Annotated in this window: 22 protein-coding genes; 1 reads left to right on the forward strand and 21 read right to left on the reverse strand. The window is 57.9% G+C overall.

The genetic code is table 11. The features are described from left to right. Nucleotides 1-7 precede the first annotated feature (7 nt). From K343_RS23975 to K343_RS0110295, 21 genes are all read right to left on the reverse strand, one after another. Nucleotides 8-1,327: an oligosaccharide repeat unit polymerase gene (locus K343_RS23975; protein WP_084615812.1), complete on the reverse strand. Its 1,320-nt coding sequence runs from the start codon at nt 1,325-1,327 to the stop codon at nt 8-10. Continuing rightward, nucleotides 1,324-2,601 (reverse strand): acyltransferase family protein, encoded by a 1,278-nt coding sequence (locus K343_RS23980; RefSeq protein ID WP_084615813.1) that lies wholly within the window; start codon nt 2,599-2,601, stop codon nt 1,324-1,326. Before K343_RS23980 ends, K343_RS23975 begins: the two co-directional genes overlap by 4 nt. After that, the gene (locus K343_RS23985) at nt 2,558-3,310 is read right to left on the reverse strand and encodes a glycosyltransferase family 25 protein (protein WP_084615814.1); all 753 of its coding nucleotides are present in this window, start codon (nt 3,308-3,310) and stop codon (nt 2,558-2,560) included. The genes K343_RS23980 and K343_RS23985 overlap by 44 nt, the downstream gene beginning before the upstream one ends. A gap of 35 nt (nt 3,311-3,345) precedes the next feature. Beyond that, on the reverse strand, nt 3,346-4,251 hold the full coding sequence (locus K343_RS23990) for a glycosyltransferase family 2 protein (RefSeq protein ID WP_084615815.1): 906 nt from the start codon (nt 4,249-4,251) through the stop codon (nt 3,346-3,348). Further along, nucleotides 4,232-5,563, reverse strand: coding sequence for an oligosaccharide flippase family protein (locus K343_RS24445; protein WP_154662510.1), 1,332 nt, complete (start codon nt 5,561-5,563; stop codon nt 4,232-4,234). The genes K343_RS23990 and K343_RS24445 overlap by 20 nt, the downstream gene beginning before the upstream one ends. Continuing rightward, on the reverse strand, nt 5,560-6,558 hold the full coding sequence (locus tag K343_RS0110220; RefSeq protein WP_028007995.1) for an NAD-dependent epimerase/dehydratase family protein: 999 nt from the start codon (nt 6,556-6,558) through the stop codon (nt 5,560-5,562). The genes K343_RS24445 and K343_RS0110220 overlap by 4 nt, the downstream gene beginning before the upstream one ends. A gap of 33 nt (nt 6,559-6,591) precedes the next feature. After that, the gene (locus tag K343_RS0110225) at nt 6,592-7,494 is read right to left on the reverse strand and encodes a transketolase family protein (RefSeq protein ID WP_051278149.1); all 903 of its coding nucleotides are present in this window, start codon (nt 7,492-7,494) and stop codon (nt 6,592-6,594) included. 5 nt (nt 7,495-7,499) lie between these two features. Next, a complete protein-coding gene (locus tag K343_RS0110230) occupies nt 7,500-8,312 on the reverse strand; it encodes a transketolase (RefSeq protein ID WP_028007997.1) in 813 nt (270 codons plus the stop codon). A 2-nt stretch (nt 8,313-8,314) separates the two neighbouring features. Next, the gene (rfbH, locus tag K343_RS0110235) at nt 8,315-9,631 is read right to left on the reverse strand and encodes a lipopolysaccharide biosynthesis protein RfbH (RefSeq protein WP_028007998.1); all 1,317 of its coding nucleotides are present in this window, start codon (nt 9,629-9,631) and stop codon (nt 8,315-8,317) included. Between the two features lie 128 nt (nt 9,632-9,759). Beyond that, nucleotides 9,760-10,839 (reverse strand): CDP-glucose 4,6-dehydratase, encoded by a 1,080-nt coding sequence (gene rfbG / locus K343_RS0110240; protein ID WP_028007999.1) that lies wholly within the window; start codon nt 10,837-10,839, stop codon nt 9,760-9,762. After that, a complete protein-coding gene (gene rfbF / locus K343_RS0110245; RefSeq protein WP_028008000.1) occupies nt 10,824-11,594 on the reverse strand; it encodes a glucose-1-phosphate cytidylyltransferase in 771 nt (256 codons plus the stop codon). Before rfbF ends, rfbG begins: the two co-directional genes overlap by 16 nt. A gap of 29 nt (nt 11,595-11,623) precedes the next feature. Next, nucleotides 11,624-12,640, reverse strand: coding sequence for an FAD-binding oxidoreductase (locus K343_RS23995; RefSeq protein ID WP_084615816.1), 1,017 nt, complete (start codon nt 12,638-12,640; stop codon nt 11,624-11,626). A 36-nt stretch (nt 12,641-12,676) separates the two neighbouring features. After that, nucleotides 12,677-14,962, reverse strand: a complete 2,286-nt coding sequence (locus tag K343_RS0110260; RefSeq protein WP_161628877.1) for a polysaccharide biosynthesis tyrosine autokinase — start codon at nt 14,960-14,962, stop codon at nt 12,677-12,679. 15 nt (nt 14,963-14,977) lie between these two features. Continuing rightward, nucleotides 14,978-16,294, reverse strand: coding sequence for a WcaI family glycosyltransferase (locus K343_RS24000; protein WP_084615817.1), 1,317 nt, complete (start codon nt 16,292-16,294; stop codon nt 14,978-14,980). Between the two features lie 65 nt (nt 16,295-16,359). Next, nucleotides 16,360-17,535: a polysaccharide biosynthesis/export family protein gene (locus K343_RS24005; RefSeq protein ID WP_084615818.1), complete on the reverse strand. Its 1,176-nt coding sequence runs from the start codon at nt 17,533-17,535 to the stop codon at nt 16,360-16,362. 114 nt (nt 17,536-17,649) lie between these two features. Then, complete coding sequence (locus K343_RS24010; protein WP_161628878.1) at nt 17,650-18,414, reverse strand: sugar transferase; 765 nt, start codon at nt 18,412-18,414, stop codon at nt 17,650-17,652. A 325-nt stretch (nt 18,415-18,739) separates the two neighbouring features. Next, complete coding sequence (gene secF / locus K343_RS0110275) at nt 18,740-19,669, reverse strand: protein translocase subunit SecF (RefSeq protein WP_028008002.1); 930 nt, start codon at nt 19,667-19,669, stop codon at nt 18,740-18,742. A 124-nt stretch (nt 19,670-19,793) separates the two neighbouring features. Beyond that, a complete protein-coding gene (gene secD / locus K343_RS0110280; protein ID WP_028008003.1) occupies nt 19,794-21,647 on the reverse strand; it encodes a protein translocase subunit SecD in 1,854 nt (617 codons plus the stop codon). A 65-nt stretch (nt 21,648-21,712) separates the two neighbouring features. Then, nucleotides 21,713-22,045: a preprotein translocase subunit YajC gene (gene yajC / locus K343_RS0110285; protein ID WP_028008004.1), complete on the reverse strand. Its 333-nt coding sequence runs from the start codon at nt 22,043-22,045 to the stop codon at nt 21,713-21,715. Nucleotides 22,046-22,124: 79 nt separating this feature from the next. Further along, the gene (locus K343_RS0110290) at nt 22,125-23,459 is read right to left on the reverse strand and encodes a UDP-glucose dehydrogenase family protein (protein WP_028008005.1); all 1,335 of its coding nucleotides are present in this window, start codon (nt 23,457-23,459) and stop codon (nt 22,125-22,127) included. Nucleotides 23,460-23,512: 53 nt separating this feature from the next. Next, on the reverse strand, nt 23,513-24,520 hold the full coding sequence (locus K343_RS0110295; protein ID WP_028008006.1) for an NAD-dependent epimerase: 1,008 nt from the start codon (nt 24,518-24,520) through the stop codon (nt 23,513-23,515). Between the two features lie 222 nt (nt 24,521-24,742). On the opposite strand from K343_RS0110295, the gene K343_RS21655 reads away from it, so the two are divergent. Continuing rightward, complete coding sequence (locus K343_RS21655; RefSeq protein WP_043112470.1) at nt 24,743-26,485, forward strand: acyl-CoA dehydrogenase family protein; 1,743 nt, start codon at nt 24,743-24,745, stop codon at nt 26,483-26,485. The last annotated feature ends 14 nt before the right edge of the window (nt 26,486-26,499 follow it).

Here is a 26,499-nt window from a genome sequence, read left to right on the forward strand (position 1 = left end):
CAGCAAATCACCTGTTCGCTCTATAACGAAAAATTGATGCAACAGCTATAGGCACCCAATAAAGAATAGTAAACTTAATTCCCAGGGCAAAAGCATCCCCAATTCCGCTTCTATAGTTGACCAAGATGGTCGCGACAAGGCAGGCAAGCCATACATCATAAAAATTTAGGGCAGCCAAATTACTATATGCCTGCTGCAATCGAGGGTTCACCCACCCGAATAGCAAGCCCGCAGAAATTCCTAATATCACGCTTCCCAGATGGCCGAAGGAAAGGAACGAATCTGCAAGCATTGACAAGGCCCCATAGGGCGCGATCTGATCGAGCTCCAAATCGCTCTTTGCAAACAAGCCAATTGATGCGCGAAGGTAGTCCCCCAGCTTAAAAAACGGGATGGCCGAATCCAAAAAAGCTCTGACCAGATGTCCACCATATGTCAGAGTTAATGCTTTATTCTCAAGCTCAACAATCGTTGCGGACGAAATGGTGGAGACGGCCATCAGCTCTTGAAAAACTGGCCTATAAAACTGAGTTGCTCCCGCCAAGGCGTAAGCTTCCTTGTAGTAGTCGGCACGAGCGGCAAACATCGCTCCAGTGGCGACTATGAATGCCATTGTTAACGGCACAAGGAATAAAAGTTTCCTCTTTATGGTTGGCGTATATAAAAAATACAAAATAAGAAAAAGAACGAACGGAACGAACGCCTGCCGCCGACCAGCAACAAAAAGCTGCTCGACTATTGGAAGAGCCAATATGCTTATACATCCGAAAAGCCACCACCGCTTTTGACGAAACGACAAAAGCAAGAGTGGCGCCGCTACAACAAGTAGCGAACGGCCATGAAAAATAACGCTATGGATTCCGGTAACTGTTGAGCCATAACCAGCAGACCCAAGCTCATAATCTGCTCGACGCGCAAGTCCCGCACCCGTCAAAACAGACAGCACCCCAAAGAGCAGCAACAGCGATAAAAGAGGCCAATAGCTCTGAACAGAACGGAATTTCGTCGGCGGACGTATCCGCGCAGAAAAAATGGGGACAGCGACATAGTAGCTCGCTGTCGCCAATAATAAGAATATCGCCACATGCAATAAATGCAATTGCAGTGTAACTTCCGTAATCCCGCTACCATAAGTATATAAGCGCATGGAAGGGATTAGAAAAACCAATGATTCAGTCCATGCGCGGATCGCGAGGCCGGACAGCTCATAAACCATCGCCAGCGCGATAAAAAGGCAGAACGCATAGCTGCCGTGCCTGTAAGAAAAAACAACCACCAAAAAAGACAGAATGGTCAGCCCCACAACATACATCTGAATCTCTATCACGATCGCCCTCCCTCAGAGTTAGGCTTCGCACGATTTCTTGCATTGGCGCTCATGAAGCTGGATATCAGCCTATACACTAGTCTGTGGTGGCGCTCAAATAGTAAATAGAATATGAATGCAGATGCATTTATGATGACTATCAATGAGAAATAAGTAAGCGCATCGGAAAAGCTTCGCCCAATCCCAGCAAGGCGAGCCGGATCAAGACTAAGCCAGAGAAAAATCAGCGGAACGTGGATGACATATAGAGAGAAACTGTAATCAGCGGCCATCGCAATGATTTTTCTTGCCTGTCTACCCCCCCCCTTAGCGATATCATCAATGCCACTCACGCTCATCAATATAACAGTCACAATGATAGATACGCTGAATTCTATGCGGAATTGGACAGATGATCGATATATAAAGGCAGCCGCGATTAGCAGCAGCACGGAAGCAATCGCCTTAACAGAATGCGCCGACAGAAAATGCCCCCACTTTTCCGCATATGCGCCGCAAGCCCACGCAAGGAATCCGATGACATAGATCCAGTTTCTGGATCCAGAATCTGGAATTCTCGAAAAAAACATCTGCGCAATAATAAACAGCAGTATGCCGGCCGAAAAAAGCCTCGCGCTTATGCGATGACTCGCTCGCATAAAAATCAAAAGACAAGGAAAAGCAACGTAATAGATAAATTCGTTGCTAAGACTCCATAGAGACAAATTATTGGCAAATTGCAGACAATGCAAGGTTTGCATAAATGCCATATTGCAAGCAAACGCGCCGAGAGATGAGCTTTCCGAGGCCGACCACCACGCTGGATACCAAGGCGAATTTTTCTCTATAACAGCCGCCCCGTCTCCAAAATTAAAGGAGACTGCGGCCACTATAGCCGACAATATCAACCCAGGCACAAGAACCGAATAAAGACGCGCTACACGCTTTGCGGCGTAATCCGAGAAATTGAACTTTGAAGCCTGAATTGACCTAATAACTGCCCCCCCCACAAGAAAGCCGCTCACAACAAAAAAAACAACGACTGCATGGTGGTTAAAAAAAGAAAACCTGAGGACCCATTGCCAAAATAAATTCGGCACGTCGTCCAGTTGAGGCTTCAGAACAAGCGCCCTTACATGTCCCAAGAGCACGAGTTGAGCACTGACTGCCCTGAGCAAGTCCAAAGTAAAGGCACGATCTTGGACGACTACTATCTTTTGCCCCTCTGAAACTCCCACTTCCCCCCCTCCCTCAACAGAGGCTACCGCCCAACATGCGGAACGCATCGGCAGCATGCTGCCTAATAGCCACTAAACTACTCACGCGCTTCGACTGGGTTCTCCCGCGAGTTGACTCGATAGTACTTTGTCCTTCCAGAAACCGAGGATGAGCGGCCACCTTAGGAAATGTCATCCATAGCCCGCCATGACCATTGAGCTTGCGGAGCGTCTGCCATTCATCAGCAGCGCATGAAATCGGAGTCGTGGCTTGCAACAGGCGCCGCGCGGTCGCCAGCGTTATCATGTAACAGCATGTACGCTTTATTCTATCGTCACACATGAACGCCTTTCTTACTTGCACCCGCCCCAGGTTAAATTTTCGCCTCCTGCAAAAGAATTGACGGTATTCACCTTGTGCATCTTCTTGGCCGCCGAGAATTACAACGCCACCGAAAGTAGCATCAATCTCTAATGCGCTTCGGCAGAGATCGCCAAACCCAGGCAATAGCGTTACGTCGTCTTCGAGCACAATCGCCACGGGGACATTATCGCGAGTCATTAGCTCATATATTGCACGATGGCTAAGCGCACAGCCGATCTCGGGCCCGGAAAGTGGCAGATTCTTTGCGATCAGGCTTGAGTCAATCGCATCCTTGCCGACCCCGCGCAAGTCGACCGCGTCGACGAACTCATATGCAAGCGGCAACTGGTCCAACTGCTGCGATATCAGCCTACGTCGCTCGCAAGCATCTTTGAGTGATACGATATAAATTTTCGCCTGCATGGGCGCTAACTCGCTTTCTGTAATTTAAGTCTTAATCACGCTGCTGGCCGATGCCCAACGAGCCGATCAATGAGCCGCTTCACCCTAAGCGAAACTGGAATCCAATATTGGATAAAATCCTTATAGTCACGCCCGATGTACCTAATCAAAATGCTCAGCATGAAACTCGTACGATAACCAAAGCAGGGCATTTGCAGAATTATTTTTGGCACCATTTCGGCATGCACCTTACGGCTTTCATTGGCCCAACTGATGTCGCCCCAGACGTTTGTCAAGCTAACCTCTCGCACGATTGCAACGCCGCCTGGTCTGCTAGCGCAGTACAGCGAATACCGAAGTGGAGCTGCCAACTCCCGCCCCATCGCAATAGCCTTGGCGAGATCGCTCTGCCTGTAGATGCAGGCGCTGATGAACATGAACTGACTGAGCCTTTGCCTAGAGACTTCATCAACCCCTTGTTGCCCCTTCGGGTAGAAGTTTGCTCCATGGGGATCAAGCAGATGTTCGATCTTCGTGGCGCCTGTCTTGCCATCCACTACTCGATGATTAAGGTACAGCAGCGCCGGCCTCTTTTGCTCCAAGAGGGAAAGGACTCGCTTCACTGTTCCTTGATCTAAAATGTCGTCGTCTGCCAAGAACCAGATATAAGCTCCGCGGGCAAGTTCAAACAATTTATTTATATTTCGCACGGAGCCTATGTTGGTTTCATTTCTATTGATTCTGAAACCCAGTCCCGAGAACTCCGCACAAACACGCCCGGTATCGTCACCAGAGCAATTGTCTGAAACAAGTATTTCAACGTCGTCAAGTGTCCGTGTTTGCTCTAGCACAGCCATTAGCTGCCGCTTTAGTTTTGCAGCCCGATTGTACGTGGGAATGCAAATTGAGAGCAGAGGCTCGTCGCTCCGCTTAGGCACGGAATCATCGCGATGCTGAGGCATATATTTTTACGGCCCACGGAAGGAGTATCAATTGAATGCATACTTGAGAAATTATGGAAATTTCCAATATATGTGTTGTTGCCGCAGATATAAATACGCCTGCCGGGAGCAAGAGGTTGCTGGCAAGGCTGAAGTATAGAAAGGGCTCGTTGTATCGTAGACGGGCAAACAAAGCGAGCGCAGCGAACAGGATATTGAAAAAATAGAACCCCCCAAGCAGCAGAATCATTGGCAAAGGCAATAACCTGTCCGTTAGGCTAGGGAAGAAATTTCCTCCCACAAATGCCGCCAATGCAATCAATGCAACTGAGAAAATTACAAGAGAAAATGCGAGACCGACTGAGAATTCTCGCCTTGCCTCCCTCACCTCTCCGTGCCCCATTCGCGAGGCCAGCACTGCCGTTCTGGAATTCAGGGCGGAGCTTGATAATTGTTGCAATGAATTCAGCATCGATAGAGAAGCACCATAGTGCCCCGCAATCGCTGGCCCAAACAGCTTGAATACGATGATGGGCGCACTATTCCAGTATAGAAATCCAGTAATCCACGTTAGGCTGATGCGCCACTGGTCTGACCAAAACTCTCTAAACACCCTCCAATTCAGGCGGGACCGATCGTACAGCAGGCTATGTACCTTGCGCAGTGGAATAACGATCAAGATCATCAGCACCAAAAAACTTACTAGTGCGGATGCGGCTAGAGAGTAGAGTCCGAAATTAAACGCCAAGAGCACCCACGTTATTAATGTTCCAAGCAAAGCGGAAATGAATCTCGCTCGATATGTGCGAGACCGGCTCACTACCGCCTCGCTTAGAAGAATAAATGGTTGTATGGCGAGCGGAAGGCAATTGCATACCGCCACCAGGAGCCATGGCAGACGCCAGGAGACGTCCGAAGCCGTGCGCGTCTCGAATATTAGTAAGCCGGCCGGTATGGTGACTAGCGATACAATCGTTGCTATTCCGAGAAACCAATGGCCAGCAAACGCAATGTAGGGCCCAAGGGTTCCCTCCACTGATTTTTCAATAATGATATTTCCGGACACGATTTTAATATGTCTTGCATTAGTGCTTACCGTTCGCAGGAAGACAAATCCAACGCCGGCCTCCAGCAGAACTTGCAGCGCAAGAACATTTGCAAAAACGTAGTAATAACCTTGCTCATCCGCTCCCAAGAATTGGGTGACAAGTATCAGCGTTATTGGCGCCGCCATAATCCGCCACGCAGTCTGCAGCAGATTAAACGCAGCCGCGCCATCAAGGATTAGCTTGCGTCGGTTGAGTAACCATTGAAATCGCGCCCGCAGGTTCATTGGCGGACGGACGAAGAGCTCGGCGTGATTTCTTCCTTGGCTTTCGCGAGCAATGTACCGATGGCACCTTCGAGAGTGTGCAATTCGTCAAGACTCATAGCATGGCGAAAACCGCGGGTGTCCGGATAGTAACGAGCGCGCCCGCCATAGTCCGCCAGCTTGCCTTCGACGATCACCGGCTTTTTACGCTCGCTAAGCTTGGATATGGCCTCGGCCAGCTCACGAATCGAGACCTCACGCGCCGCCCCCAGGTTGTACGTTGCGCATCGGGGGCCTTTCTCGTTGAGCGCCAGCAGCCAACGCGCCAGATCGTCAACGTGAAGGTACGAGCGTGTGGCGGTGCCGTCGCCCTTGATGCGGATGCTATCGCCGTGCGGCGAGACAGCTTCGCGAATGAAGTTGCCAAGCGCGTACTGACCGTCCAGCGGACTTTCGGGGCCAATCACAGAGAAGATGCGGGCAATCCGCACCGCCATGCTGCTACGCTCCGCGAGCAGCGTGCAGAGATGCTCCGAGAATCGTTTTGCCTGGCCGTAAGCGGTAGCTGGCGAGTCCAACGCAGGCGCCGTGCTCCAGTTCTCCGGAATGCCGCTTTCCGGATAAGGGCCGGGGCCGTAAACGGCGCCGGAACTCAGGTACAGGTATCGTTCGCAGCCGCTTTGCGCAGCATAGTCAAGTGTGCGCTTGGTCCCTTCCGCAATGCTCCAGGCGTATTCAAGCCGGTTAGTGACCAGCAGGTCGTTGACATCCGTGGCGCCGTGGATGAGATCGGTAAAGCTTTCGCGCGGCCACTGGCTGCTGGTCATGTCGCCTTGCAGCAGTACAACGACTTCCGCGTTGGCTATATCCGGCGCAGTGCTCTGCAGTCGCTCCGGGCTGCGGGTAAGCAGTGTGAGCCGCTCGATGTTCAGTGGCCCGCGCTGCTGGATCAGCAGTCGCACCAAGGCGCGGCCGATCAATCCGGTGCCGCCGGTGATGAAGAACTTTCGAGCCATGGCGCGTCTGCCGGTTTATTGTCGTTACGCCGGCTAGCTCAGGTTCATCAGGCCACGCAGGCGCTGCTGCACATCTGCGTCAGAGAGTTGATGCTCCGAAAGCGCGTACTGGTAAGAGCCGCAGTGTTCGGCAAAGTGGTCCTGCAGCGAAAGCACCTGAACACGTGGTACAGCCACGCCCGCGTCAATGAAAGCATCCGTCAGGCTGGAGGCGAGTCCGCCGTAGCGGCTGTGCTCCTCTAATACGATGATCCGCTGGAATGAGCTAAGTAGCCCTATCGCGTTCTCTGCGAACGGCTTGAGGCGAAAGACGGAGAGATGCGGCAGGCCGTGTTCGACGCCGGCAGCGTGGCCTACCGCGGTCATCGACCCCATGGAAACCAGGCAGGTATCGGCAACGCTCTCAGGCTGATGCGTGAAGTGCGCCAGCGTATCAGGCAACGGTCGCTGGTTGACCACGGGCCTGTCGCTTTTCCCTACGCGGATGTAAGCGGGGCCGGCGTAGGCCATGGCTTCTTCGAAACTCGCCTGCAGCTCGTAATCGTCGCAGGGGGCATAGATACGGATATACGGTAACGGGCGCAGTGCTGCCACGTCTTCGCCGCACTGGTGTGAGGAGCCGAGCGTGGAATACACCAGCCCTGCACCGTCGCCCACAAATATGACCGGCAGCTTTGTGAAGCAGACGTCCATCTTGATCTGCTCCAGCACGCGCAAGGGAACGAACGCGGCTAAGCCGTAAACGAGCGGACGGTGCCCGGTTTTGGCAAGACCGGCAGCAATGCCAACCAGCGCTTGCTCCATGATGCCCACGTTCACGAACTGACCGGGCCTGCGCTGGCGTATGGCATCAAACAGCGCATACCCATGATCGCCGGAGAGCGCCAGGAACTTGGGGTCACGCTCCGCATTGCCCGCAATCAGCTCGGAAAGCATGCCTCTCATGAGCGTGACTCCGGGGTTTCCAACTCGGCCATGGCACTTTCCATGAGCTGCGGATTAAGTCGCAGGTAGTGCCACTCAATCTTGTTTTCCATGAATGAAACGCCGTAGCCCTTCACGGTGCGCGCAATGACGGCGTGCGGCTTTCCAGGCGTGGGGCGCAGCGCCGTTTGCAGTAGCTCCATGTCGTGGCCGCTGCAATCGATAGCACTGAAGCCAAAACTCTCGAACTTCTGCGCAAAGGGCTCCAGATTGATGATCTCGCCTGTGGTCCCCATGGCCTGCAAACCGTTGGCATCCACAATCACCACGAGGTTGTCCAACTGGTGGTGGGAGGCAAAGAGCATGGCCTCCCACATCGGCCCCTCGTTCATTTCGCCGTCGCCCACGATGCAGTACACGACGCGATCGCTGCCCTGACGCTTCAGGCCGTATGCAATCCCCACGGCGATCGGCAGGCCATGTCCCAAGGTGCCTGAGCAAATTTCAAGGCCCGGTACGCTCGCCTCGCAGAGGCCATGCAACTTGGAGCCGTCGGAGAAGTAGCGGTCCAGATCTTCCTGCTCCAGCCAGCCGAGTTCGCGGTAGGCGGCATAAACCGCCATCACGCCGTGGCCCTTGGAGAGAATCAAGTAATCCCTGTCCGGCATTTCCGGACCGGTGATGTCATAGCGCATAACGCTGCCGTAGAGAACCGACACAATCTCTATCAGCGAGAAAGCGCAGCCAATGTGCACGGAATTGCCACTGTGCGCCATGTGCAACACATGGCGGCGCAGCGTCTTGGGATCAAAGTCCGGCTTACTGCTCATCGCTAGAACCCGATGCCGAGGAACTGCTCGATCTGCGTGGCAATGTAATCCAGGCGCGCTTCATCCAGCGCAGGGAAAACACCGACCCAGAAGGTATGGTTCATGGTGATGTCCGTGTTGGTCAGATCACCAACCACACGGTAGTTGCGGCCTTTCATGTAAGGCTGGCGGATCAGGTTGCCCGCGAACAGAAGGCGTGTGCCCACTTTGTTCTGGTCGAGATACTGCGTCAGGTCCAGTCGGCTTACGCCCGATTCCGGGCGCACGGTGATGGGGAAGCCGAACCAGGAAGGATCGGAGTTCGGAGTGGCTTCCGGCAGCATCAGCTGCTCTTCGCAGCTCTTCAGCCGTTCCTTCAGGTAGCTGAAGTTGCGCCGGCGGATGCGGATGAAGTCCTCCACCCGATTCATTTGCGCCAGCGCGCAGGCCGCCTGCATGTCGCTGATCTTGAGGTTATAGCCAAGATGCGAGTAGGTGTACTTGTGATCGTAGCCTTCCGGCAGATCCCCCAGCTTCCAGCAAAAGCGCTTGTTGCAGGTATTGTCTTTGCCCGGCGCACAGTAGCAGTCACGCCCCCAATCCCGGAACGACTCCGCAATCAGCTTGAGGTCCGCGTTATTGGTGAATACGGCGCCGCCCTCGCCCATGGTGATGTGGTGTGCAGGGTAAAAACTCACCGTTCCGATATCGCCAAAGGTACCGACGTTCTGCCCGTTGTACGTAGCGCCCAGTGCGTCGCAGCAGTCTTCTACCAGCCACAAGTTGTACTTCTTGCACAGCGCGGTGACCACTTCCAGATTGAAAGGATTGCCCAGCGTATGCGCCAGCATGATCGCCTTGGTTTTAGGCGTGATGGCCGCCTCGATCCGGCTGGCGTCGATGTTGTGCGTGTGCAGATCCACGTCGACGAAGACCGGCACGGCGCCGAACTGGATGATCGGATTCACCGTGGTTGGAAAACCGGCAGCCACACCGATCACTTCATCGCCTTGCTTGATCGCACGGTCACCCAGCTTAGGCGACGTCAGCGTGGAAAAAGCAACGAGGTTTGCCGAGGAACCCGAGTTGACGGTGATCAGATACTTGACGCCGATGAACTTGGCTAGTCGTTCTTCAAACGCCGCGTTGAAGCGCCCCGTAGTCAGCCAGCCATCCAGGCTGGCCTCAACCATGTTCTGTAACTCCTTGGCGCCGATAACTTTGCCGGAAGGCGGCAGCACGGTCTGCCCCGGCACAAACGGCTTTGGCGCATGCGCCAGCTCCGCATATTCAGCCACCAGCACTGCAATTTGCGAGCGGAGTTCTTGTTGACGGTCCACGATCTTCAGTCCTGTTAAGTCTCAATAGGCCTGCTAAGGCCTTCTCCGCATGAACAGCGGACAAAAAAGTAATGACGCGACGTATTCCCGGCGGGATCTAGGCCGATCCATCCAGGTCACGCAAAAAATCAGCGCGCCTCATACGCCGAAATCTGCTGCAAGGAAATCTGCCGCATGTCAGCTCCCGCTACATGCGCGCGATACCACTCGACCACGTTCGCTAGCGCATCACTGAGGCTCCAGCGCGGCTCCCAGCCAAGCTTTCCTCGCACCTTGGAGATATCCAGCTTGAGGTAGTTGGCCTCATGCGGATGCACCTGGTCATCGAGGCGCCAACGTGCGCCGTCACCCCAAAGCTGGACCAATCGCTCCACCAACCACTCCACAGGCTTGGCGTCTTGATCGTTGGGGCCGAAGTTCCAGCCCTGCGCGTAGCGTGAACCATCCGCAAAGAGTTTCTGAGCCAAAACCAGATAGCCGGAGAGCGGCTCCAGCACGTGCTGCCAAGGACGAATCGCATGCGGCGAACGGATGCGGAGTTCCTCTCCTGCCACGATCGCCCGAATAAAGTCGGGGACCAACCGATCACCCGCCCAATCACCGCCGCCAATGACATTGCCGGCGCGGGCGCTGGCTAGCGCCAGACGGTGCTTGTCGAACTTTTCAGCATTGAAGAAAGAGGATCGATATGCAGACACCACGAGCTCTGTGCAACCTTTACTGTTGCTGTAAGGGTCATACCCGCCCATGGGCTCATTCTCGCGATAGCCCCAATCCCATTCCTTGTTCTCGTAGCACTTGTCGCTACTGATGATAACGGCCGCGCGCACGCTCGGACTTGCGCGGAGCGCTTCCAGTACGTGCACGGTGCCCATCACATTGGTCGCATAGGTACCGACCGGATCCTGATAGGACAGGCGCACCAACGGCTGAGCCGCCATGTGAAAGACGATATCCGGCTCGGCTTTGCGCATGACTGCTACGAGGGTTTCCCGCTCGCGGATGTCACCGAACGTCGTGTCTACTAGCCGCTCTACTCCTGCGGCTTCAAACAGGCTCGGATTTGTCGGCGGCGGCAAAGAATAGCCAACTACCGAAGCGCCGAGCTTGTGCAGCCAAAGCGACAGCCAGCTACCTTTGAAACCGGTGTGCCCCGTTACAAAAACGCGCTTTCCGCGCCAGAAGTCTGCGTCTACCAAAGCTTCCATGGCGCTTTTCCGGACTGCCAGAGTTCTTCCAAATGCTGCTTGTCACGCAAGGTATCCATAGGCTGCCAAAAGCCCTCATGCTTGTAAGCATGCAGTTGTCCTTGGGCGGCCAGGGCTTCCAGCGGCTTGCGCTCCCAGATCGTGCTGTCGTCTTCAATAAGGTCAATCACTTTGGGCGAGAGCACGAAGAAGCCACCATTGATCCAGCCCCCGTCGCCACTTGGCTTCTCCTGGAAGGAATGGACCGCATCGCCTTCCATGCCCAGAGCGCCAAAACGACCGGGCGGCTGCGTGGCCGTCATCGTCGCCAGCTTGCCGTGCGCTTTGTGAAAGCCCAGCGTCTTGCCAATATCGATGTTTCCCACGCCATCTCCGTACGTGAGGCAAAAGGCCGGTTCATCGGCCACGTACTGACGCACGCGCTTCAGTCGCCCGCCGGTCATCGTGGAATCGCCTGTGTCGACCAAAGTCACACGCCACGGCTCTGCATTGTTGTTATGCACGTGCATGCGGTTGTGAGACATGTCGAACGTGACATCGGACATGTGAAGGTAGTAGTTTGCAAAATACTCCTTCACCACATAGCCCTTGTAGCCCAGACAAATCACGAAATCATGTATGCCATAAGCCGAATAGATCTTCATGATGTGCCATAGGATCGGCTTGCCGCCGACCTCGACCATCGGTTTCGGGCGAACGCTGGTTTCCTCGCTCAAGCGAGTGCCCAACCCACCAGCCAAGATTACCGCTTTCATCAATTCCCCTGGGTTAGCATTACGTCCAATTACGAGGACGTGAACGGGTCGCTTCTAAAACGATCAGCCGGCAGGGTCAGATTCAAACAAACCTTACGAGCCTGCTCGATCATCGCTGGATTTCCACAGGCCAGTACCAAGCCATCGGAAAGATCGTCATAGTCCTGCGTCAAAAGATCCTGCACGTGCCGCGGCGAAGCCAGCACTTCGCGAGAATGCACCGCCCGATATCGAAGCCCGATGCGCGAGGACAGCACTTTTACTCTGGAGCGAAGGTATTCATCCCGCTCATGGCGATTTCCCCAGTACAGAGCAATGTCGCCCAATGCAGCTCGTTTTTCTGGCGACAGCGCTTCGAGAATCGCCAGAATCGGAGCGATTCCGGTGCCAGTCGCCAAAAAGATCGTTCGGGAAGCTCGGTCGTTGTCACGCAAAAAGAAGTGCCCATACGGGCCGTCCAGATGCAACAGGTCGCCTGGCTTCGCTGTTCCGAATAGATAGTCGCTGAAAGCGCCGTGGTTGACGCGGCGGACATGTACGCGCAGCAGCTTGTCCTCGGCTGGAGCCGCGGCAAGCGAATAGCTCCGGGTAACGCGTTCCTTGTTAGTGAGGCGCACGAACTGACCGGGAAGGAATCTCGGATTCATAGCTGGCGGCATGCGCAGCGTCAGTTCAACGACATCATCACTTAGAAAACTCAGAGCATGAATCTTTGCTGGACTACGAAACTGCCGAACATTGGCAAGCTCAGGAAAATGCGGGAGCGAAACGACGAGGTCCGAGCATGCAGCAGCATTACATAGATAAATACCCTGATCTGAATGCAAAGACTGAGAGGGATTAACGGCATTTACCTCCCCAGCCGCTAAAGCAGCCACGCATTGTCCGCAGTCTCCGCGACGACATGAGTAATTAACAGGCAGGCCAGCGCTCACTGCCTCGTCGAGTAGGCTACGGCTGGAATCCACTTCGATGCGGCGCAGTTCCGAGCCGATCTGAAAATCCACATGGGGCATAGGAAACTCGCGCCTCATTTTCTTTGCCATCTGCCGCGCTGCGCAAATCGGCACGACGACTCCGAGTTAGGTGCTTTTGCCTCCCCCCTTATAGCCATAGCTGGAATAGCCATATGCGTAGCCATAGCTGCCGTAGCCATAGCTGCCGACACGTGCGCCAACCTGGTTGAAGATAGCACCGCGCACCTTGACTCCAGCCTGCCGCAAGCGCCGCGCCGTCTCTTCAATGGCACGCATCGGATGCTCGGCTGACTTGAGTACCAACATCGTGGTGCCGGCAAGGCGCCCAATGATGGCGGCGTCTGTTACCGGCAGCACTGGCGGCGTATCAACAAGGACATAGTCGTACCGAGCAGATAGGTCGCGCAGCAATTCCGCAAAGCGGTCATGCATAAGAATTTCGGCAGGATTCGGTGGCCGAGTACCGCCGGGAATGAAATCGAGATTCTTGACTGCGGTTTGTCGAATAATCGCCGCCTTTTCGCTCGTGCCCGCGATGTACTCACTAATGCCCGGCTTCTGCTCGGTATTGATGTACTTATACAAATGACCGCGTCGCAGATCAGCGTCGAGCACGACAGTGCGCTTGCCCGACAATGCCAGCACCGCGCCAAGGTTGATCGAGACAAAGCTCTTTCCGAGGCCGGCAACCGGCCCAGTAAGCATGATGATGTTATTTGGCGCTTCGAGCATGGCGAAGTGCAGCGACGTACGCAGGCTACGCAGCGCCTCAATCGCAAGCTCGGTGCCATCTAACGCGGCGAGAATTTTGCTGTCCGCACTTGCACTTGCACTTGCGTGCCTCATTCTTCGCATCAGCTTCTGCTGCACCGGCGAATACGGAATGGAGGCGTACGTCGGCAAACCCAGCACACGCTCCAAATCCTCCGGCCGGTCGACTCCGCGCAGCAGAGCGCGCATCACAAAGACTGTCATCACCCCGACGAACAATCCAACCATTATGCCGAGCGCTGCCACGAGCCTTTTTTTGGGCTTGGCGGGCAGTAGTGGGATTAGGCCACGGTCGACAATTCGCACATTGCCCACGGTACCGGCCTTTGTTACCTGCAATTCCTGTGCAGAATTAAGCAAAGAGGTGTAGAGCTGCGTATTTACATCGAGATCGCGCATCAAACTCAGAACTTCCTGCTGAGTCTCCGGCAGCGTCTCGACCTTCTTCTTCAGCGCCTCCTGCTCACGCTCGACACCGACAATTTGCTGATTAAACGACGTCACCACAGGATGCTGCGGCGTGTATCTCAACAAAGCTGCATCGCGCTTCTGCATCAAGTCCAGCCGCTGCGTCTCGAGCTCAACAGATCGCTGCAGGACGATCTGCGTTTCCTGTTGGACGTCTACAGAGCCCTTCTTGAGCTTGTAAGTGTTGAGTTTGGCCTGCGCCGAATCAACCTTGTCGCGCAAATCCGGCAACTGCTTCTTCAGAAACTCCAGAGACTGAGCTGCCTGCGCCGAGCGTCGCTCGACATTCTGACTTAGATATGCGTCTTCGACGGCATTGATGAAGCGCGCAGAAAAACGGCGATCATTATCCTCGAACTTCAAGCTCAGCATGCCAGAGTCTCGCGGCTGCTCAGTTACCGTCAGACGATTATTAAGATCGGCTAGCAGCGTCTGCAGCGCGACACGCGTAACTGTGAAGCGGGTGCCAGGTCGTGCAGTGAGCTCCTGTACAAAGATTGCTGCCGGTCCGTCGGGAGTGTTGACCGCCGAACGAGCCCCAACTTTTCCGGTCAGCACAGGTACATCATCGGCGTCACGCAGAACGTAATCGCCATTCACCCCGGCAATCAAAGTAAACCCAAGGTCGTACCAGCTTTCGGGGAGTTCGAGCGCCGTAATACGTATACGCTCGCCCCCCCAAGCAAAACGCTTCAGACCTAGCGGCGCTTGGGCGGGCACTGGGAGATCTGCACGACGACGCGCAATTGCCTTGCCAATCACCGGAAAATAGTTAGGCTCGACACTGATGTAGAGTTGAAGATTGTCGATTACCGAGCCCAGCACCATATTGCTTTTGATTATCGCAATCTCGGCCGGCGCATCCGTCGGTGGAGCTCCAATCAATGTGGAAAGCTGATCTACCGATGAGCTCAAGGCTCCCTTTTCCTTTTCAACCTGAACAAGGCCGCCAGCCTGATAGACCGGCTGAACCGTCAGCGCGTAAATAACACTAAAAAAAGTAATAGCCAGCGTGATTCCAACAACAACCCATTTGCCACTCCAGACTATATCGAGCAGTTCACGGAGGTTAATTTCTTCTTCATCCAACTGGCGCATAGGCGCCAATGCTTGCGGGCTGGAAGAGCCTGAGACTTGATTCTGATCGTTCACGGTAAAAAGCAGTCGTTATGGCCCAGCAGAGCCTTTGTTGTTTCCCTGCAATCCCACGGCTGATGCCGTTGTAGGAATCGCTGCGGCGACTCCCCGTTTCAGCTGGAATAGCTCTCTCTCAAAACGGCCAAGTATTGCGTCTTGGTCCAAATGGGCTTCCGCATACAGGCGAGCGTTCGCCGCAAGGCTCTGATGCAAGACAGGATCATCTGCTAGCTTTTTTAGAGCCGCTATCAATGAATCTCTATCTTCCGGAGGAATAACCAAGCCCGTTTGAGCATCATGAACCGCCTCAAACAACGCAGTTCCCGGCTCAGCCGTAGCGACAGCCGGCCTACCCGCGGCGAGGATGTTGGTCAGTTTCGACGGCATCACAAGATCCGCTGCGTGGGCACGCTGGATGACCAAGTGAACATCAGCAGAAGCAAGCATTTCATTAAGTCGATCTAACGGCTGCAACGGCAAGAAATGCACATTCATTAGCCCGCGTTGTCGCGCCTGATGCCCCAGCTCGTCGGCGTCGGAACCCGAACCGACCATGACAAATTGGAAGCGGCTGTCCTCAATCAGCTGCGCAGCCGCATCCAGCACCAGCGAAAGCCCCTGCTTGCGTCCCATTGCCCCGGCATACATGACGAGTGTCTGCTCGGGTCCGATTCCCAAGTCACGACGAAACGCGCTGTCGCGTGGACTGGGTTTAATGCCACGGACATCACTCCAGTTGGCCAGTTCAATGACGCAAGACTCAGCCGCCCCCTTGGAGACGGCACGACGACACATGGCGGGCGTAATTGAAGAGACCCGCGTAGCTGATCGAAGCAGGCCCTTCTCAATCCTCAGCAGCAGTTTGCCAAGCACCCCGCCGTTGAGCATCCCCAGTCCCAGTGCAGCATCCACCTGAAAGTCTTGGATGTGATAAATCCAAGGCACCTGACGCAGACCTTTGACGATCATAGGCCAAATGCCAGAAAAGAGCGGGGGACAAACTGCGATGATCACGTCCGGCCGCTTGCGGCCGAAAAGCACTCCCAGCCATGGAAGGGCGCTCGCCGCAAAGATGCTGAAGTCGACGAGAACACGACGCAACGACGTAACATGGCCATCTTTGGGGATGTAGTGAGGCACGCGGAAAATGCTGACATCGCGCCAAATTTCACGTCGATAGCCCTGTCGATAGCCGGATGCAAGCTTCCATTCTGGGTAGTACGGAAATCCAGTGATTACCTGCACTTCGTGCCCACGCGCGGCAAACCATGCGGCCATCTCACCAGTGTATTTTCCGATCCCGGTCTTCTCAGGAAAAAAATTCCCGGCATGAATCAAGATGCGCATCTTTCGGAGTGTCCGCTTCCCGCTGGCTTATAGCGCCGAGCTAATGCCGACGACGGTACCATTAATTAGTTACCCCCAAGATTATCAACCGTGTTGACAATCACGGCTGTGCTGAGCAGGCCTTGAAGTGTCGGCAGAATCTGTGATAACGCACGGTTCCAGCGACCGATCGGCGCCTCCGCTACATAGACAACGTCATTCGCCTGCAACTCAAATTTCTGCGCCAGCAGCAGCGCATCTGGATGTCGGGAATCGAGCTGATAGATTTTTGGATCCTCGAAATCGCCACGAATAACATAGATGCGGCGAGCGTTTGCTGTCAGTTGATTGACACCGCCAGCCGCAACGAGGACCTTAGCTAGATTTGCGTCGCCGCTGGTTACTTCTACCAATGCTGGGCGAACAACTTCGCCCAGCACGAAGAGCACGTCATGCTTCAAAGGAGGAACGATTACGACGTCGCCGTCTTGGAGTACGAAGTCCTCCCGTACATCTCCGGTCTTCAGCATTCTTTCCACATCGACGACATATTCTGTGTTACCACGCTTCAGCAGCACATGCCGCAAATCTGGGTACTCAGCGACGGTTGTCTGGGTTTGTGTTGAAGTCGTGATCGCGCGCGGATCCTGCTGGCCTCGCAGTTGAAGGATCCCCCCCGAAGCAGAAATTGCTGCTATCAGCGTCAGCGGCACGTCAGTAATGGCTTGGTAGCCCGGCTTCTGCACCTGCCCTGTCACCATCACGCGCTGGCTACGAAATGCAGCCACCGCCACTACAACCTGCCCCGTTTTCAGGTAGGTAGACAATGCCCTAATGACGCGCGACTGAGCCTCGGCCGGAGTGGCGCCCGCGACAGGCACATATCCGCCAAATGGCAAATAGACGGTGCCATCGTCGTATACTGTAAAATTATCATTTGCATTGCCGTTGACAATTCGCGAGTCGCCCGGCGAGTTAAAAACGACCACCGACGGGACTGAAATCGTCAGAATATCGTTCGGCTGGATACGATAGCGATAGGCTGAACGATCAGCCGTGGGTGGTGGCGGCTGCGGGCTCGTTGCACCCGCTTGAACCTTCATGTCTAGCAGCAACTCGGGCGTCAAGGTCAGAACTTCAGGCGCCTTCTTGCGCTCAAGCGAGCCCGAATCATACGGCGCCGACATTCCGGCGCAACCAGAAACCAATAATCCGAACAGACAAGCGCTAGTGAAAGCCGCGCACCTCAGGAGCAGCTGCATAGGATCTCCGTAAGATAGATTTTCTACAACTCCGCACACGCCATGAAACAGAGGCCAACAGCTTTGTGCAGAGATCCCCAACCCACACTCAATTCGCAGCGCCGGGGAGTTTCTCTAGTACGCTTTCTCATCACCTCGGAGCGCACTGAGGATGGTCAAGCCAATGAGCTTCATATCCATTGTCAGGCTAACATTCCGACAATAGAAAAGATCAAAGCGAACGCGATGCGTCATTTCACGAGCGCTGCGCGTCTCTCCCCGACAACCTGAAATCTGTGCAAGCCCCGATACGCCAGGCTTCACCATATTACGCAAAGCATATCCCGGCACTACGTCCTTGAAAACTGCATCAAGTTCCGGTACGTGCGGCCGAGGTCCGATCACCGACATGTCTCCAATCAAGACGTTGATGAATTGCGGAACTTCGTCGAGATTGGTACGCCGAAGAAACGCGCCTACCCGAGTAATGCGTGAATCCTGCTTCTGCGCCTGAACAAATCCACGCGCCGGATCGTGCGTCATGGTCCGGAACTTGAAACAGGTGAATATCTTGCCGTTAAGACCGACGCGCTTCTGCCGGAAGAAAATCGGGCCAGGAGAATTGAGTCGCACGGCAATGCCGATCAACGGGAATAACCAAATCGCGATGAGTACAAGGAAACAGGTCGAAAAGGCTACGTCGAACAGGCGCTTGCCTGACCGCGGATAGAAGCGACGCTGTTCCTGTAATACTTGCTCGTCGCTGGCAGGGCGGGGAAACGCCTCCACCTTGGCCACAAGTACGCGACGACGCTGGAAACTAGGCGCTTCAGAATGAAACTGCCCGTCAATCTCCAGCTCGCGCGTTTGCAGCGGGCCGGTCGCTGGACCACCTTCCATGAGACCCCTCGCCAGGGCCCAGAGTCGGACCCGGAACGAACTATTTATCCCTATAGGCATGACCCGCGGGCCAGCCCCCGAAAAGTTACTCGCACCAAATCGGAGCTTTCACTCTACCCTCAATTCGTCATGGTGCAAAGCAGCATTAAGCATGCCACAGGCATCTCGCACAAAGTGTGATACCTCGCTCACCCGAACAAGCCCCTGAACTGGGGGACTTTCGTGCGCGCCCGATACTGCCGCTTACGTATTAAAGCGCTCGTTAGATGCACGCAGCGTGAACGAAGCTCGAAGAGCGCTCCGCGAGGCAGCCCGCGACGAAAGCTCAAGGCATCTCGTCGACTTCCTTGTCCTTCGGGGGAAGCAGGTCTTCGCGCGAGACGCCGAGGGCGACGGCGAGGTTGGTGGAGACGTAGATCGAAGAGTAGGTCGCGACGATGACGCCAACGATCAGCGCGACGGAGAAGCTGTGAACCGTCGAGCCGCCCAGGACCAGCAGGGCGGTGAGCACGAGCAGCGTGGTCAAGTGCGTGATGACCGAGCGCAGGATCGTCTGGTTCACCGAGAGATTGACGACATCGAGGATGCCGCTACGGCGCTCGGAGATCAGATTCTCGCGAATGCGGTCGAAGATGACGATGGTTTCGTTATTGGAGTAGCCGATCAGCGCCAGGATGGCTGCCAGCGTCGTGATATCGAACTCGACCTGGAAGATCGACAGGAAGCCGAGCACCATCACCGCATCGTGAACCAGAGCCGCGATCGCGCCGACCGAGAACTTCCACTCGAAGCGGAACATGATGTAAGCGGCGATGCCCATGAACGCGAACAGCAGCGCCAGGCCACCCGCACTGAACAGCTCCTCGCCGATCTGCGGGCCGACGAACTCGATGCGACGCAGGGTGATGTCGTTGTCCTTGGCGTGCAGCGCCTCGAGCACATGCGTGCTCACCTGCGACGAGTTCTCGCTGCTGGCGGGCGGCAGCCGGATCAGAACCGCCGACGAGGCACCAAAGTACTGCACGATGGCGCGTTCGTACCCCGCTTCGGCCAGGTCATGGCGGACTTTGTCGAGTTCGACGCTCTTCGGGTACGAGACCTCCACCAGCACGCCGCCGGTGAAGTCGATGCCGAAGTTCAGACCACGGAAGACGACCAGCAGGATGGCAGCGACCGTCAGGATCGACGACACCACCAGGCCCACCTTGCGCTGGGCCATGAAGTTGATTTTGGGAACGCGGGCAAAGAATTTCATGAATTTGGCCTCAGTGTCGCCAACCCTGGCGCGACCTTCTCACTTGATCGAACCGCCCACGCATTGCAATGCGCCCTGAGCGGGATGGCCGATGTCCACCGGGACATCGGCCAGGGAATTTCGCTTACCAGATCGGAACGTCCCTGAGAGGACGTTTGGCGAAGCACAGCTGCGCGAGCGCGCGGGAACCGACGATCGCGGTGAACTGCGAGGTCAGGATGCCGATCGCCAGCGTGATCGCGAAGCCCTTGACCGGGCCAGCGCCGAGCGCGAACAGCACGACGGTGCCGATGAGCACGGTGACGTTGGCGTCCGCGATCGTCAGGAACGCTCGCTCGTAGCCCGCCTCGATGGCATGGTGCGGCTTCGCGCCGTTGCGGAGCTCCTCTCGAATGCGCTCGTAGATCAGCACGTTGGCGTCCACCGCAATGCCCATGTGCAGGACCACGCCGGCGATGCCGGGCATCGTCAGCGTCGCCTGCAGCAGCGACAGCACGGCGACCAGCAGGACGAGATTGAGCAACAGCGCGCCGACCGCGAACAGGCCGAACACGCGGTAGTACAGCACCATGAAGATCGCGACCAGCGTCAGGCCCAGCGCCGCGGCGGTGAAGCCCTTGCGGATGTTGTCGGCACCGAGGCTCGGACCGACGGTGCGCTCCTCGACGATGTCGACCGGCGCCGCCAGCGCACCCGCCTTCAGCAGCAGCGCCAGGTTATGCGCTTCCTTGCTCGACAGGCCCGTGGTCTGGAAACGCTTGCCGAACACACCGCGGATGCTAGCGACGGAGATGATCTCCTCGACCTCGCGATGTTCGCGGATCGGCTCACCCTTGGCGTTGTAGTTGGTGATGACCTCGCGTTCCTTGAACAACACGGCCATCGGCTTGCCGACGTTCTTCTCGGTGAACGAGAACATGTTCTTGGCGCCGGTCGCGTCGAGCGTGACGCTGACCGCCGGCCCGCCGTTCTCGTCGACGGTCGAGGCCGCGTCGACCAGATTGTCGCCGCCGGCGATGACCTCGCGCTTGAGCAGGTACGGACGGTGGTCGCCGCGCGTGTAGAACAGCTCGGTGCCGGCGGGAATCGCGCCGGTCGCCGCGGCGGTCGCGGCGTCCTGGTCGGCGACCGCGCGGTATTCCAGCGTCGCCGTCGCGCCAAGCAGATCCTTGACGCGGGTGGTGTCCTGCACGCCCGGCAGCTGCACGACGATGCGGTTGGTCCCCTGCCGTTGCACCAACGGCTCGGCGACGCCGAGCTGGTTGACGCGATTGCGCAGCGTCGTCAGGTTCTGCTGGACCGCGAAATCGACGATGCGCTTGGCTTCCTTGTCGGACAGCGAAATCTGCAGCGCCAGCGGCGCGTCGGGCGCCGTCGTCAGCTGGTACTCGGCGAAGTTCTTGGCGATCGCGCGGCGCGCCGCCTCGAGTCGCTCGCTGTCAGCAAACTCCAGCACCGCCGCACTATCGGTCTGCCGCCGGCCGGTGTAGCGGATGTCTTCCTTGCGCAGCAAGGCCGGCACTTCGGTGACGATGCGCTCGACGGCCTTCTTGCGAACCTCGTCGATGTCCACCTCCAGCAGGAAGTGCACGCCGCCGCGCAGGTCGAGGCCCAGATTCATCGGCCTGGCGCCGATCGCCCGCAGCCAGGCCGGCGTCTTCGACGCCAGGTTCAGCGCGACCACATAGTCACGGCCGAGCTTTTCCTTGAGCAGGTCGGCGGCCTTCAGCTGACGGTCGGCGGCGTCGAAGCGCACGACCCACTGCCCGTTCTCCACGCCGCTGGCGCTGGGCGCCAGCCCGGCATCCTGGAGCGCGGCCGCAACCCGGTCGCCGAAATCGGCGGGCAGCGCGTCGCCGCTCTCCAGCGAGATCTGCACGGACGGATCGTCACCGTAGAAATTCGGCGCCGCGTAGATCAGGCCGAACAGCAGCGCCGCGATCAGCAGCACGTATTTCCAGGTCGAGTAGGGTTTCATCGTCGTTCGGTTGTCGAGCCTGCGCGGAAGATCCCGGGCGGAGCCTTCGTGAAGCGCCGCGGCGCTTACTGGGCCTTGAGCGTGCCCTTCGGCAGGACGCCGGTCACGGCGGACTTCTGGATCTTGGCCTGCACGTTGTCGGCGATCTCGATCGTCAGGAAGGTCTCGCCGAGGCCGACGACCTTACCGGCCAGACCGCCGGTCGTCACCACTTCGTCACCCTTGGCGATCTTCGCGAGCATGTCACGCAGTTCCTTGTTGCGCTTGCTCTGCGGGCGGATCAGCAGGAAGTAGAACAGCGGAATCATCACCAGCAGCGGCCAGAAGGCGCCGAGCAGGCTCTGCGGGGAAGCGGCGCCGGCCTGCTGCGCGAATGCGGGGCTGATCAGGAAATCCAACACGAAAAACTCCAGTTGCGCTGCGAAAGAGCGCGGGATTATGCCGCATGTGCCGGCGGATCGCCGGGAAGGAAAGGCCTCAGCCGGCAGCAATCGTCCGCCGGCCGATGGACTGGTAGTGGAAGCCGGCCGCCGCCGGCACGGCCGGATCGTAGAGATTGCGGCCGTCGAAGATCGCCGGCTGGCGCAGCAGGCGCTTGAGCGCACCGAAATCCGGGCTGCGGAACATCGCCCACTCGGTGACGATCGCCAGCACGTCGGCGCCCTCGCAGGCCTCCTCCGGCGAATGGACCAGCGCAAAATCGGCGCGCTCGCCATAGATCTTGCGGGTGTTTTCCATGGCAACCGGGTCATAGGCGCGGACCTTGCCGCCCGCCGCCCAGATCGCCTCGATCAGAACCCGGCTCGGCGCCTCGCGCATGTCGTCGGTGTTCGGCTTGAAGGCCAGCCCCCAGACGGCAATGGTCTTGCCCTGAACACTGCCGAGGTAGCGCTCGATGCGTTCGAACAGCACATGTTTCTGCGCATCGTTGGCGGCCTCGACGGCCTTGAGCACCTGCAGCGTCTGCCCCTCTTCCTGGCCGGTGCGGATCAGCGCCTTGACGTCCTTGGGAAAGCAGGAGCCGCCATAGCCGGCACCGGCGTAGAGGAAGTGGAAGCCGATGCGCGGATCGGAGCCGATGCCGCGACGCACGCTTTCGATATCGGCGCCGACCTTCTCGGCCAGCAAGGCGAGCTCGTTCATGAAGCTGATGCGCGTCGCCAGCATCGCGTTGGCCGCGTACTTGGTCAGCTCGGCCGAAGGCACGTCCATCGCCATCACGCGGTCGTGGTTGCGGTTGAACGGCGCGTACAGCGCCCGCATGCGCTCCAGCGCGCGGGCGCTGTCGGTACCGACAATGATGCGGTCCGGTCGCATGAAGTCCTCGACCGCAGCGCCCTCTTTGAGGAACTCCGGGTTCGAGACCACGTCGAACGGCAGCTCCGCACCGCGCTCGGCGAGCCTGGCCTTGAGCGCCTCGCGCACCTTGGCGGAGGTGCCGACCGGCACCGTCGACTTGGTGCAGACCACGCGGTAGCCATCCATGTACTCGCCGATGGTCCGCGCCACCGCCAGTACGTACTGCAGGTCGGCCGAACCGTCTTCCTGCGGCGGTGTGCCGACGGCAATGAAGATGATCTCGCCGTGGGCAACGCCCTCGGCCGCATCGGTCGTGAAACCGAGGCGCCCGGCCTTGGCGTTGCGGACCAACAGAGCGTCGATGCCCGGCTCGTAGAACGGGCAATGTCCCGCCTTCAGCGTCGCGATCTTCTCCGGATCCACGTCCACGCAGACGACGTGGTTACCCACGTCCGCCAGGCAAGCCGCCGTGACAAGCCCAACGTATCCCGACCCGAAAACAGTGACATTCATTGCTTTTTTTGATCCGAAAGAGGTGAGGAAGAGTGCTTGGGGACGCGGCGCGGTCAAACCCGGTAATACGTCCGATACCATGCCACGAATTCGGCCAGGCCCTTTTCGATCGAGGTCGAAGGCTCGAAGCCGACGTCGTGACTGAGATCAGTCACATCCGCATAAGTACGGTACACGTCGCCCGGCGCCATCGGCTTGAACTGCTTCTCGGCAACGCGGCCGGTCAGCCGTTCGAGCACTTCGATGAAATGCATCAGGCGCACCGGCGAGTGATTGCCGATGTTGTAGAGGCGGTATGGCGCGCGGCTGCGGCCGGCGATCGGCGGATCACCGGTCCATGCCGGATCGCCCTGCGGCACCCGATCCAGCAGCCGCACCACGCCGGTGACGATATCGTCGATGTAGGTGAAGTCGCGTTCCATGTCGCCATGGTTGAACACCTCGATCGGACGCCCCTCGAACAGCGCCTTCGTGAACGAGAAGTACGCCATGTCCGGGCGCCCCCACGGCCCGTAGACCGTGAAAAAGCGCAGGCCCGTGGCCGGAATGCCGAACAGATGGCTGTACGAATGCGCCAGCGCTTCGTTGGCCTTCTTGGTCGCCGCGTACAGGCTGACCGGATGATCCGTGTGGTCGGTGACCGCGAACGGTACCTTAGTGTTGGCGCCGTACACCGAACTCGACGAGGCGAACAGCAGATGCCGTACCGGATGCGCGCGACAAGCCTCGAGCAGGTTGACGAAGCCGGTCAGGTTGCTGTCGACGTAGGCCTGCGGGTTTTTCAGCGAGTAACGCACGCCGGCCTGGGCGGCCAGATGCAGGACCATGTCCGGCCGCTCGGTCTCGAAGACCTTGAGCAGCGCCGCCTTGTCGGCCAGATCGGCCAGCACGAAGCGGAACCGGGGAAACCCGTGCAGCTGCGCCAGACGCGCCTGCTTGAGCGCCGGGTCGTAATAGTCGTTGACGTTGTCGAAGCCGACAACCTCGTCGCCGCGCTCGAGCAGCGCCTTGGCGCAGTACATGCCGACGAAGCCGGCGGCACCGGTCAGAAGGACTTTCATGGTACGGCGGGCGGATCGGGCTTGGCGTTCGGCGGAAGCCCGGAAGTTTACCCGAAGCCCCCGGCGCGAACGTGACGCTTCCCGGCGGCCCGGTGCACGCGGCCGCAGGCCGCGGCATGACCGTTGCGCCACCGTCAACCATCCGCTCGGGTAGGCCTAAGCGCGCGTCCCCTGTGCTAGCCTTGGCGCCCCCAAATCCCACGCAACCGCAGGAATTCGCGCATGGCGAGCTACAAGGCGCCCCTCAAGGAAATCAACTTCGTTCTGAATCAGGTCCTCGGCGTCAGCCGTCTGGCCGAACTGCCGGGCTACGAGGACGCCACGCCGGAAACCCTCACCGGCCTCGTCGAAGAAGCCGCCAAGCTGATCGAGAACGAGCTCGCACCGCTCAATCCGAAGTCCGATGCGCAGGGTTGCGTCTACAACGGCGACCACACCGTGAAGATTCCGGACGGTTTCCCGGAATTCTGGAAGGCCTACGCCGAGGCCGGCTGGATCGGCATCATGCAGAAGCAGGAATACGGTGGCGCCGGCCTGCCGTACACGCTCGGTAAGGTCATCGAGGAGCTGCTGTGCTCGGCGAACGTGGCCTTCGCCCTGTACCCGGGCCTGACGCAGGGCTGCTTCGAAGCGATCGCCGCCAATGGCACCGACGAGCAGAAGAATACCTACCTGCCGAAGCTGGCGACCGGCGAATGGTCGGGCACGATGTGCATGACCGAGCCGCAGGCCGGCTCGGACCTCGCCGCCGTCAAGACCAAGGCCTATCCGCAGGCCGACGGCTCGTTCCTGCTCGAAGGCAGCAAGATCTTCATCACCTCCGGCGAGCACGGCATGGTGGACAACATCGTCCACTTCGTCCTCGCCCGCCTGCCCGATTCGCCGGCCGGCATTAAAGGCCTGTCGACCTTCGTCGTGCCGAAGTTTCTCGTCAACGCCGACGGCTCGCTCGGCGCGCGCAACCCGGTCAAGTGCGTGTCGATCGAGCACAAGATGGGCATCCACGGCTCGTGCACCTGCACGATGTCGTTCGAGAACGCCAAAGGCTGGATGATCGGCGCGCCGAACACGGGCATCCAGAACATGTTCGTGATGATGAACCTGGCCCGCATCATGGTCGGCTACCAGGGCCTCGGCCAGTGCGAGCTGGCGACGCAGAACGCGATCCGCTACGCGCTCGACCGCAAGCAGGGCAAGGCCTTCAACGGCGGCGACGTCATCGCCCATCACCCCGACGTGCGCCGCATGCTGCTGCAGATGAAGGCGATCACCGAGGGCGCGCGCGTGCTCTGCTACGAAACCGCGATGCACGTCGATGCCTCGCACCACGCTGCCGACGCAGCCGCGCGCGAGGAAGCGCAGGACTGGGTCGAGCTGAACACGCCGCTGGTCAAGGCTTTCTGCACCGATTCGGCCGTCGAGCTGGCGTCGATGGCGGTGCAGGTCTACGGCGGCCACGGTTTCATTCGCGAGCACGGCATCGAGCAGATCGTCCGTGACTCGAAGATCCTCTGCCTGTACGAAGGCACCAACGGCATCCAGGCGATGGACCTGGTACGCCGCAAGCTGATGCTGCACGGCGGCCGCCTGCCGAAGCGCTTCTTCGCGGCGGTGCGCGCCGACCTCGAGATGGCGCCGGACTTCATCGCCCAGCCGCTCGCCAAGGCCGTCGCCGAGCTGGAATCGACGACGCGCTGGGTACAGGAGTCGTACAAGCTGACGCCGGACGATGCCGCCTTCGGCTGCGTCGACTTCCTGCGCGCGTTCGCGCTGACCTATCTCGGCTGGAACTGGCTGCGCATGGTGCGCGCCGCCGAGGCCGGCAGCGACGTCGCCTTCGCGGCCGCCAAGCGGGTCACCGCGCAGTTCTTCGCCGCGCGCCTGCTGTCGCAGGTGCCGACGCTGCTCGCCAATGTGCGCGAGAGCGCGGCCGAGGCGATGGCGCTCGACGTCGCCAGCCTGTAAGCGTCCGCCAGAAC

This window comes from Solimonas flava DSM 18980, assembly GCF_000426685.1.
Lineage (GTDB): Bacteria > Pseudomonadota > Gammaproteobacteria > Nevskiales > Nevskiaceae > Solimonas > Solimonas flava.